Origin of the sequence: Pectobacterium sp. HCp5_1 (assembly GCF_032905925.1) — a bacterium.
Classification (GTDB): domain Bacteria; phylum Pseudomonadota; class Gammaproteobacteria; order Enterobacterales; family Enterobacteriaceae; genus Pectobacterium; species Pectobacterium brasiliense_A.
In genome coordinates, this window is sequence record NZ_JAUMIO010000056.1 from 1 (window position 1) to 10,611 (window position 10,611).

Sequence of the window (10,611 nt, forward strand, 5' to 3'; positions counted from 1 at the left end):
GGAGCATGCCGATCCAGAACTGGCGGCTGGCGATGAGCCGTTTTATTATCGAGTTCGGCGACCGCATTGAAGGTCACCTTTAATTAATAGGGGTGGCAGTTACACAGAATGATTTACAGGGTCCTTTTATCGATGGTTCGGTATTTTCTTTGTCTCTTTTTTTTATTTGATAAGCATTGCTCTTTTTTCTTTTGGACATGTTCAAGATAAGGAAAGAATGGTTTTTTTATCTGATAAAACAGTGCCAGTTGAATACCATTTTGCGATATTAGCTGATATGCGAGAATCTATGGATTCCATGTATTCGGCCGTATTAATTGGTTTCCCCATCTGCGTGGCCCTGATTCTCATCATTTTCAAAAAGGTTAGATAAGAACGCGGTTGATGGGGTAGCGGAGCGTGGTTCTGAACCTGTGACACAGATAACGGCATAGCTGGAATGCTGTGTATACGGGCTTAAATGGTTTTTCTCATTCAGAATAAGGTTTCCCCCTGATTGAGGGAAACCGTGATACTGAGATTAAGCAACCCAGCCCAGCAGCAGCGTTGCGGCGATGACGGTAGATGCGCCGCCGATACGGGTAGCGATCTGTGCGAATGGCATCAGAGACATACGGTTAGAAGCAGACAGAATAGCCACGTCACCCGTACCGCCCAGCCCGCTGTGGCACGTGGTTACGATAGAAGCCTCAATCGGGTACATGTTCAGGTAAGGTGCAATCAGGAAGCTCACCAGCGCCATGGACAGCACCACAGAACCACAGACGATGACATAACCCACAGAGAATACTGCGACGACGCTTTCCAGCGGGATATACAGCATGCCCAGCCCGATCATCAGCGGCCACACCAGAGAACTGGATACGAACTTGTAAACGCTGTGCGCACCAGTTTCCATAATCGCTGGAATCACGCGTCCGTATTTACAGAACACGGCGATCAGAATCATCAGCACGGGGCCTGGGATGTGTACCAGTTTCTCAAACAGGCCACCGACGATGAAGAAGGCGCAAATCATCAACAGTCCGCCGCCCATCAGATGAAAATCAACCGGTTTTGGTGCTTCATTGACGGCAAACATCGCGTTGTCTTCATCGCTGCGAACCAGACGGCCCTCGCCGTTCAGATCTTTGCGGCGCATCCCCAGACGGGACAGCACGCCGGCACACAGAATTGCGAAGATGTTGCCGACGACGGCAGCAGGCGCTAACTGAGCCACATACACATCTGGGGTTTGTCCCAGAATGGCAGAGTAGGCGAGAGATAATGGCAGGATGCCTTCACCAATACCGCCACCGATGATTGGCACGATAATGAAGAAGAAGGTGTGATAGAAGCTATAGCCGCACAGTTTACCAACCAGTAAACCGGTTGCCAGTGCGGTTGCGGTGCCGATGACCAGAGGAACGAACATGCGCACCATCCCCTGAATCAGGATCTTGCGGTTCATACCCAGAATACTGCCGACCACCAGACAGGCGATGACGAAATACAGGAAGTTCGCCTCTTTCATCAGCAGGTGTACGGTTTTCATGGTGTTGTCGTTGAACAACTCAAAATACACCATAACGGACGGCACCATCAGGCACAGAATGGCCGGGCCGCCGATATCTTTGAACACGGGAATGTTGCTGCCAATGTGTGCCAGTAAAAAACCCATCGTCATGATGACTGCGAAACCGCCAATCATATTTTTAGGCAAATATCCTTCGTAGGCCGCGATAGCGACAATGGCGGCAATCGCCACAAAAAGCGCAACGGGAACGGAGCCGATTTTCTTTTTAAAAAATCCCCCGATAAACGATTCTTGTGTTTCCAGAGCGAGATCGTTCTCACATAAAATATCAGTTTCAATTTTTTTCATTATATTCACCCTGCTAGGACAGTTGGTACAGAAAGAAATGACATACCTGCCGTGTAATATCGTTGAGGATATTGGTAACGCATCGTTATCGACGCATCTTATTGGCTTTTGCTTGCCGATATCGGTGTGGATATCGAGCCTTGCTAATGCCAATGGCGGCGGGATGTTTATTATAAAAAAGCAGAAAAATACGTTTTTTTGTTTTTTATCAGTTAGTAACAAAAAGATAAGGAATGGTTGATGTTATTTAACAATGAATCCTGTTGGAGGGTAATCTAGCATGAGGGAATGTTAAAAATAATACGTTAATTACGTATTTGTGAACTTATCAGCAACTCTATTTTAAATAACTTATATTGTTTTTTTGTAATTAAAATAATTTATCGAGGGAATGTGAAGGGTTAAAACAGAAGGAAAGGTAACTCACTGAGTGAAAAATACCACTTTATGAGAATAAGTAAATAGCGTGTTTTCATTTTAGTGAAAATATTTATTTAACTAAAATAGCCAATTAATTATTGAGCAATATCATTTTCTGCCAGTAGATACCCTGCCACGGGGATAACCCGAGAGGGCAGGGTCTCTGGCTGACACATTACCTTTTCAAACGATAAATGCCGTTAAAACGGACATTCATTCCGCCACAATTACCATTATCTTCCACGATCAAATTGCCGTTAATCAGATGCATCACGCCCTTGCATTCAAACTCTTCAAGCGAATCACCCCATTGGAGCCTATTGCCGTTTGGTATCGCCGAGGCAGAAATGTTTCCGTAATGGACAATTCGTTCACCATAACTTGATACGCCACCATGCCAGGTCGCCTTACCTTTTAGATGAAGCGTGCCGTTTTTCCCACGGGTAATTTTTATGCTATTACCATACTCATGCCATGAACCGAGCCAGGCATTGATATCTGCCGTTTTGATGGGCTGTTTTTTAAGATAGGCCGGCTCCACCCAACCGACGAATTCGGATTTTTTGCCAAAATGCCACACGCAGGACCAACCGTCTTTTTCCTGTGCCACTATCACGTTGTCACCCGCTTTCAGATGGGTTTCATACTGGCAAATTGCCTTATTATCCGGGCATCCATTCCTGACATCATCATCGTAAAAGTGGACTTTATCGCCATGCGCCGCCGTGATTTTGGCGACAGAGTATTGGTCTGGATAATCAGGAAACGCGCCATTACGGCACATCGTCATCTCATAACCCCAGGCTGCAAAACAGGGAAATGAAGTACATAACAACACAACGCTCACTATTCCTTTCATCGAGCTATTTTCCTTGTCAGCAATACAACCGATACAACAATAATTGTTGCGGCATGGATTAATTCTATCCCGATCTAATCAGATACGCAGCATCAAAAAGTGAAAGCGATATTGGCGAAAAGTGGGGTGAAAATCTGGCGGGATAAGGTGTTTTTTGGTCAGTTAAAAGGGCAGAGATAAGTTTTTTTATGTAGCGTAGATAGTCATTTGCCTACTTATGGTGCCGTGGTAAATATCAGAATTTCTTATTATCCGTCAGGATTTTCACCTGCTGTTAACGTTTTTAACAAAAAATAGTGCTCAAATCTTGGACATGTAAGACCAGATGACTATAGTTTTTTTAATGGTGATAATTTCTTTATGCCCGCAATCTATCGGTTTTTATCGCTGTTTTTTCCGAAAAAGGCAAAACATCCACCTTTGGTAAGGTGATGAGCTTGTATTTTCTCTTTTAAGAAAATGTAAGGAAATTTTGTAAATCCTTACTGCTTATATTGACGTCACCGCCATCTGTTGAGAAATTGAGGGCGTCATAGGGATATAAGGAGGAAAGCAACGGCTTGTCTGAATGATTCTACGTCTTCATCCAGCATCCGTGAGCCGGTTGTGGCGCGTCAAGGTATACGTTGTAGTTATTATGACTATATCCAACAGCGTGGCGGCCATCGGTTTTGGTAACCCCTTTCCTCTTCCTCATTATTTTAATTTTGCCTTCGGGCGACAGGGTACAGACCACAGTTCGTAAAAATACAGGTCTGGCCAACCATGCCCAATTGATTTCGAGATGCAGGACGGAATATCAGCGCTGTTAACCACTGTGCGTTTAACGACAGAATTAACGCGTATGCAGCTTGGAGTATGGCGGGTATAGCACACAACATCATCCACAATGGAGCACAAGTAATGGAAAAATCCCTAGTTAAATCAAGGGTGTTGAAGTTCGGCCTTGGCTTGCTCGCCCTGTCCGTCGCTGCAGGCGTTCAGGCAAAGACGCTGGTGTACTGCTCAGAAGGCTCCCCGGAAGGTTTTAACCCACAGCTGTTTACCTCCGGTACAACGTTTGATGCCAGCTCTATTCCTATTTATAACCGCCTGGTGGAATTTAAAGACGGCACCACGGACACCGGTCCGGGTCTGGCTGAAAAATGGGATATTAGCGAAGACGGCAAAACCTATACTTTCCATCTGCGCAAAGGCGTGAAATGGCAAGACAGCAAGGATTTCAAACCTTCTCGTGAATTCAATGCCGATGACGTGATTTTCTCCTTCATGCGTCAGCAGGATGCCAACCATCCGTACCACAAAGTATCTGGCGGCAGCTATGAATACTATCAGGGTATGGGTATGCCGGAACTGGTCAGCAAAATCGAAAAAGTAGACGACTATACCGTCCGTTTTGTGCTGAACCGCCCTGAAGCGCCATTCCTGGCAAACCTGGCGATGGACTTTGCTTCCATCCTGTCAGCGGAATACGCGGATAAGATGCTGAAAGCCGGTACGCCAGAGAAGATTGACCTGAACCCAATCGGTACAGGCCCGTTCCAGCTGCAGCAGTACCAGAAAGATTCTCGTATTCTGTACAAAGCCTTTGAAGGCTTCTGGGGGACTAAGCCGGGTGTTGACCGTCTGGTCTTCTCTATCACGCCAGATGCGTCTGTACGTTATGCCAAGCTGCAAAAAGACGAATGCCAGATCATGCCGTATCCAAACCCGGCCGATCTCGCGAAGATGAAAGAAGATAAAAACATCACGTTGATGGAACAGCCTGGCCTGAACGTTGGCTATCTGGCTTACAACGTTGAGAAAAAACCGCTGGATAACGTCAAGATTCGCCAGGCGCTGAACTATGCGGTTAACAAGTCTGCCATTATCGAAGCGGTCTATCAGGGAGCCGGCCAGGCCGCAACTAACCTGATCCCGCCGACCATGTGGGGCTACAACAACGACGTTAAAGACTACAGCTACGATCCTGAGAAAGCGAAAGCGCTCCTGAAAGAAGCGGGTATGGCTGACGGTTTCTCTATCGACCTGTGGGCAATGCCGGTACAGCGTCCGTATAACCCGAACGCGCGTCGTATGGCGGAAATGATTCAGTCCGACTGGGCGAAAGTGGGCGTGAAAGCCAAGATCGTCACCTACGAGTGGGGCGAGTATCTGAAGCGTGCGAAAGACGGCGAGCACCAGACCGTGCTGATGGGCTGGACAGGCGACAATGGGGATCCAGATAACTTCTTCGCGACCCTGTTCAGCTGCGACGCTGCCAAAAATGGCTCCAACTACTCCAAGTGGTGCTACAAGCCGTTTGAAGACTTGATCCAACCGGCGCGCGCCGTTTCCGATCACGAAAAACGTATTGAACTGTACAAGCAGGCACAGGTTGTGATGCACGATCAGGCTCCGGCGCTGATTGTCGCGCACTCTACCGTGTACGAACCTGTACGTAAAAACGTGAAAGGTTATGTGGTTCAGCCGCGTGGTGTGCATAGCTTCAACAACGTGACGTTGGATTAAGTCAGCCACTAGATTTCACGGACACTACAAACCCCGACCTTGCGGTTTCTCGTTAGAGGAGCCGTGGAGGCGGGGTTTCTTGCCCGTTAAATTTATGGTTGTCTTCCCTGCCCGCTATCCTGCGGGCCGTCGCACACGACGTTTAAAATCGCACCTGGCGATTTTTTAGCTGTGAGCAATGATAAGCCTGATGGCCAATGAGCCAGCGGGCATGAATAGAGAGTTCGGGATATGTTGCAGTTCATACTCCGGCGTTTGGGGTTAGTTATCCCAACGTTTATTGGTATCACCCTATTAACCTTCGCGTTCGTGCACATGATTCCGGGCGACCCGGTGATGATCATGGCGGGGGAACGGGGTATTTCCGCCGAGCGTCATGCGCAATTGCTGGCTGAAATGGGGCTGGATAAGCCGCTTTGGCAGCAATACCTCCACTATATTGGCGGTGTGATGCAGGGCGATCTGGGGATCTCCCTTAAGAGCCGTATCCCCGTGTGGGAAGAATTTGTGCCTCGCTTCAAAGCGACGCTGGAACTGGGTATCTGCGCGATGATGTTTGCTATCGCAGTGGGGATTCCGGTTGGTGTGCTGGCTGCGGTCAAACGCGGTTCCATTTTCGATCATACCTCTGTTGGCCTGGCACTGACGGGCTACTCCATGCCTATTTTCTGGTGGGGCATGATGCTGATTATGCTGGTCTCCGTTCAGCTTGACCTTACCCCCGTTTCGGGACGTATCAGCGACACGATTTTCCTTGATGACAGCATGCCGCTAACCGGCTTTATGCTGATCGATACCCTGTTCTGGGGCGAGGAAGGCGACTTTATCGACGCGGTTGAACACATGATCCTGCCTGCCATCGTGCTGGGCACCATTCCACTGGCGGTGATTGTGCGCATGACGCGCTCCGCGATGCTGGAAGTGCTGGGTGAGGATTACATTCGTACCGCTCGTGCCAAAGGGCTGAGCCGTCTGCGTGTGATTGTCGTGCACGCGTTGCGTAATGCGATGCTGCCGGTGGTAACGGTAATTGGTTTACAGGTCGGTACCATGCTGGCCGGGGCGATCCTGACGGAAACCATTTTCTCCTGGCCGGGGCTGGGTCGGTGGTTAATCGATGCGTTGCAGCGTCGTGACTATCCGGTGGTTCAGGGCGGCGTACTGCTGGTGGCCACCATGATCATTCTGGTGAACCTGCTGGTAGATGTGCTCTACGGTGTGGTTAACCCACGCATCCGTCACAAGAAATAAGGGGAAGGCTAAGATGACACACGTCACTGAACCTGTTGTAAATAGCGCACCGAAGCCGATGACCCCGCTACAGGAATTCTGGCACTATTTTAAACGTAACAAAGGGGCGGTCGTTGGCATGGTGTATGTCGTGCTGATGCTGATTATCGCCATTGGTGCCAACGTGTTGGCTCCGCATGCACCCGCTGAGCAGTTCCGCGATGCGCTGCTTCGTCCGCCGGTCTGGCAAGAGGGTGGAAGCTGGCAGTTTATTCTGGGAACGGACGACGTCGGGCGTGATGTCCTGTCCCGTCTGATGTACGGCGCGCGTCTGTCGCTGCTGGTTGGCTGTCTGGTCGTCGTGCTGTCGCTGGTGCTGGGGGTGATCTTCGGCCTGCTGGCCGGGTATTTCGGTGGTGTGGTCGATGCGCTCATCATGCGTATCGTCGATATCATGCTGGCACTGCCGAGCCTGCTACTGGCGCTGGTGCTGGTGGCCGTCTTCGGACCTTCGATTGTGAATGCCTCGCTGGCACTGACCTTCGTGGCATTGCCGCACTATGTCCGTTTGACCCGCGCGGCGGTGCTGGTGGAAGTTAATCGCGATTACGTCACGGCTTCACGTGTGGCGGGAGCCAGCTCGGTGCGTCAGATGTTCGTCAACATTCTGCCTAACTGTCTGGCACCGTTGATTGTGCAGGCTTCTCTCGGTTTTTCTAACGCCATTCTTGATATGGCTGCTTTGGGTTTCCTCGGTATGGGCGCACAGCCGCCAACGCCAGAGTGGGGCACCATGCTGTCGGACGTTTTGCAGTTTGCGCAAAGCGCCTGGTGGGTGGTGACGTTCCCTGGTCTGGCAATCTTACTGACGGTATTGGCGTTTAACCTGATGGGGGACGGCTTGCGTGACGCTCTCGACCCCAAACTCAAGCAGTAGCAGAGGTAGAGAGATGGCGTTGCTCAATGTAGATAAACTGTCGGTTCACTTTGGTGATGAGGATCTGCCGTTTCGTGCGGTCGATCGTATCAGCTACCAGGTTGAACAAGGTCAGGTCGTCGGTATCGTCGGGGAATCCGGCTCCGGTAAGTCCGTCAGCTCGCTGGCGATTATGGGGCTGATTGATTACCCCGGCAAAGTGATGGCCGACAAGCTGGAATTTAACCAGCGTGATTTAACAAAAATTTCTGAAAAAGAACGGCGCAATCTGGTGGGTTCTGAAGTCGCGATGATTTTCCAGGACCCGATGACCAGCCTGAACCCGTGCTACACCGTGGGCTACCAGATCATGGAAGCTATCAAGGTGCATCAGGGCGGTAACCGCAAAACCCGTCGTCAGCGTGCGATTGACCTGCTGACGCTGGTTGGGATTCCTGATCCAGGTTCGCGTCTTGACGTGTATCCGCACCAGCTTTCCGGTGGGATGAGCCAGCGCGTGATGATCGCGATGGCGATTGCCTGTCGGCCGAAGTTGCTGATTGCCGATGAGCCGACCACGGCGCTCGACGTGACCATTCAGGCGCAGATCATCGAACTGCTGCTCGAATTGCAGCAGCGCGAGAATATGGCACTGATCCTGATTACCCATGATTTGGCGCTGGTGGCCGAAGCGGCACATCACATCATCGTGATGTATGCCGGACAGGTGGTGGAATCAGGCAAAGCGGCAGATATTTTCCGCGCACCCCGCCATCCGTATACCCAGGCGCTGCTGCGTGCGCTGCCGGAGTTTGCGGCAGATAAATCCCGATTGGCATCGTTGCCGGGAGTGGTACCCGGTAAATATGACCGTCCGAACGGCTGTCTGTTAAACCCGCGCTGCCCCTATGCGCAAGACCGCTGCCGTCAGGAAGAACCTGTTCTGCGCGATATTCCTGGTCGTCAGGTGAAATGTCATACACCGCTGGATGATGCGGGGAGGCCAACCCTATGAGTGAACTGAACGCACCATCGCAGCCGTATTTGCTGCATGCGATTGATTTGAAAAAACACTATCCGGTGAAAAAGGGCTTTTTCGCGCCAGAGCGGATGGTGAAAGCGCTGGACGGCGTTTCCTTTACGCTGGAACGCGGTAAAACGCTGGCGGTGGTCGGAGAGTCCGGTTGTGGAAAATCCACGCTGGGTCGCTTGCTGACGATGATCGAAACCCCGTCTGATGGCGAACTGTACTATCAGGGACAGGATCTGCTGAAGCACGATCCTGAAGCACAGAAGCTGCGTCGGCAGAAGATCCAGATCGTTTTCCAGAATCCGTATGGATCGCTGAACCCGCGTAAGAAAGTCGGCCAGATCCTGGAGGAACCACTCCAGATCAACACGGAACTGTCAAAAGCTGAACGTCGTGAAAAAGCGTTGGCGATGATGGCAAAAGTGGGGCTGAAAACGGAGCATTACGACCGTTATCCGCATATGTTCTCTGGTGGCCAGCGTCAGCGTATCGCTATCGCCCGTGGATTGATGCTGGACCCAGATGTGGTGATTGCTGATGAACCCGTTTCCGCGCTGGACGTGTCGGTTCGCGCACAGGTGCTGAACCTGATGATGGATTTGCAGCAGGACTTGGGGCTGTCTTACGTTTTCATCTCGCACGATCTGTCCGTGGTCGAACATATCGCTGATGAAGTGATGGTGATGTATCTGGGCCGCTGTGTGGAGAAGGGCAGTAAAGATGCCATTTTCAACAACCCGCGCCACCCGTATACGCAGGCGTTACTTTCCGCGACGCCGCGCCTGAACCCGGATTTACGCCGCGAACGCATCAAGCTGACGGGTGAACTGCCCAGCCCACTGAACCCACCGCCGGGCTGCGCGTTCAACGCTCGCTGCCAGCGCTGCTTCAGTACCTGTACACAGTTCCAGCCGCAGTTGAAAACCTACGGCGAACAGCAGGTCGCCTGCTTCGCCGTCGATCAAGACGAACAGGGCACCGCTGTAGCCTAGTTTGCCTTCAACGCCCCCACGCCGCTTTGATGGAGCGTGGGGGTTTTGGTTTTTGCCCCACGCTATTCCGTCATATTTGAACAAACTTCACCCACCGTCAGCGATTAACCTTAAAGGCCGCTGGCTGAAGAGTCGGGCTTTATCACCGAGGTGTCGATAACTGACGGTTGATCGGGGGGAGGATTGAGACGGAGATTAATCTGTAGACGGCGGATAATAAAAAGCCGGAAGGATCGTTGAGATCGTTTCCGGATTTTATTTATTTCTTCGGTTTCCATGAATAATAGTCAGCAACTCTCATTTCTTTTAGACTAAGCTCTAAAGGAACGTGCTCTATATCATCTGCTATTTCATCATATGGAGCTGGAAGATCAATCGAAAAACCAAAATCATCATTAACTATAATACAACCATTGAATATACGTTGTTTATCAGTCAATTTAATTATATCGGACATTCTCATTCCAGTGCGTAGAGAGTTCATGTAACAACCCTTATATTTCTCATTGCAACCGACGGATTTAATTAAACCATTAGATAATGTAGCTATAGTAATTGTTTCATCAATAACATACGCCATTCTTTTTTCATCATCAGGTAAAAAATAATCGAAAACCCTAATAACATGATTTGAATACATATCATTAAGATAGAGTTCGATATTGTCGACCCTGTAAATCATTCTGTGTAACTGCCACCCCTATTAATTAAAGGTGACCTTCAATGCGGTCGCCGAACTCGATAATAAAACGGCTCATCGCCAGCCGCCAGTTCTGGATCGGCATGCTC

General features: G+C 50.1%; 8 protein-coding genes. 5 read left to right on the forward strand and 3 right to left on the reverse strand.

What is annotated here, in order from left to right; all coding sequences use genetic code 11:
* Positions 1 to 520: 520 nt before the first annotated feature.
* Positions 521 to 1,864: a 2-hydroxycarboxylate transporter family protein gene (locus tag Q3A88_RS20995; RefSeq protein ID WP_039281491.1), complete on the reverse strand. Its 1,344-nt coding sequence runs from the start codon at positions 1,862 to 1,864 to the stop codon at positions 521 to 523.
* Positions 1,865 to 2,459: 595 nt separating this feature from the next.
* A complete protein-coding gene (locus Q3A88_RS21000; protein ID WP_146207466.1) occupies positions 2,460 to 3,143 on the reverse strand; it encodes a hypothetical protein in 684 nt (227 codons plus the stop codon).
* A 903-nt stretch (positions 3,144 to 4,046) separates the two neighbouring features.
* Between Q3A88_RS21000 and dppA the strand changes: the two genes are divergently transcribed.
* The 5 genes from dppA to dppF all read left to right on the forward strand — a co-directional run bounded on the left by dppA (position 4,047) and on the right by dppF (position 9,822).
* Entirely contained in the window at positions 4,047 to 5,654 is a 1,608-nt protein-coding gene (dppA, locus tag Q3A88_RS21005) for a dipeptide ABC transporter periplasmic-binding protein DppA (protein ID WP_010281092.1), read from the forward strand.
* A 231-nt stretch (positions 5,655 to 5,885) separates the two neighbouring features.
* Positions 5,886 to 6,905 carry a dipeptide ABC transporter permease DppB gene (gene dppB, locus Q3A88_RS21010; protein ID WP_010281089.1) on the forward strand — a complete coding sequence of 340 codons (1,020 nt, stop codon included), beginning with the start codon at positions 5,886 to 5,888 and terminating at the stop codon, positions 6,903 to 6,905.
* Between the two features lie 13 nt (positions 6,906 to 6,918).
* Positions 6,919 to 7,821, forward strand: coding sequence for a dipeptide ABC transporter permease DppC (dppC, locus tag Q3A88_RS21015; protein ID WP_014917084.1), 903 nt, complete (start codon positions 6,919 to 6,921; stop codon positions 7,819 to 7,821).
* A 13-nt stretch (positions 7,822 to 7,834) separates the two neighbouring features.
* Positions 7,835 to 8,815 carry a dipeptide ABC transporter ATP-binding protein gene (dppD, locus tag Q3A88_RS21020; RefSeq protein ID WP_110164343.1) on the forward strand — a complete coding sequence of 327 codons (981 nt, stop codon included), beginning with the start codon at positions 7,835 to 7,837 and terminating at the stop codon, positions 8,813 to 8,815.
* Positions 8,812 to 9,822 carry a dipeptide ABC transporter ATP-binding subunit DppF gene (dppF, locus tag Q3A88_RS21025; protein ID WP_010281080.1) on the forward strand — a complete coding sequence of 337 codons (1,011 nt, stop codon included), beginning with the start codon at positions 8,812 to 8,814 and terminating at the stop codon, positions 9,820 to 9,822. The genes dppD and dppF overlap by 4 nt, the downstream gene beginning before the upstream one ends.
* A 259-nt stretch (positions 9,823 to 10,081) precedes the next feature.
* Here dppF and Q3A88_RS21030 read toward each other — a convergent pair whose 3' ends face one another.
* Positions 10,082 to 10,402, reverse strand: a complete 321-nt coding sequence (locus Q3A88_RS21030) for a hypothetical protein (RefSeq protein WP_317178589.1) — start codon at positions 10,400 to 10,402, stop codon at positions 10,082 to 10,084.
* Positions 10,403 to 10,611: the final 209 nt, after the last annotated feature.

Bases quoted from the DNA above. Each gene is read 5' to 3' on its own strand.
- dppF (WP_010281080.1), top strand. From the start codon at position 8,812: ATGAGTGAACTGAACGCACCATCGCAGCCGTATTTGCTGCATGCGATT.
- dppB (WP_010281089.1), top strand. From the start codon at position 5,886: ATGTTGCAGTTCATACTCCGGCGTTTGGGGTTAGTTATCCCAACGTTT.
- dppC (WP_014917084.1), top strand. From the start codon at position 6,919: ATGACACACGTCACTGAACCTGTTGTAAATAGCGCACCGAAGCCGATG.
- dppD (WP_110164343.1), top strand. From the start codon at position 7,835: ATGGCGTTGCTCAATGTAGATAAACTGTCGGTTCACTTTGGTGATGAG.
- Q3A88_RS21000 (WP_146207466.1), bottom strand. From the start codon at position 3,143: ATGAAAGGAATAGTGAGCGTTGTGTTGTTATGTACTTCATTTCCCTGT.
- dppA (WP_010281092.1), top strand. From the start codon at position 4,047: ATGGAAAAATCCCTAGTTAAATCAAGGGTGTTGAAGTTCGGCCTTGGC.
- Q3A88_RS20995 (WP_039281491.1), bottom strand. From the start codon at position 1,864: ATGAAAAAAATTGAAACTGATATTTTATGTGAGAACGATCTCGCTCTG.
- Q3A88_RS21030 (WP_317178589.1), bottom strand. From the start codon at position 10,402: ATGGCGTATGTTATTGATGAAACAATTACTATAGCTACATTATCTAAT.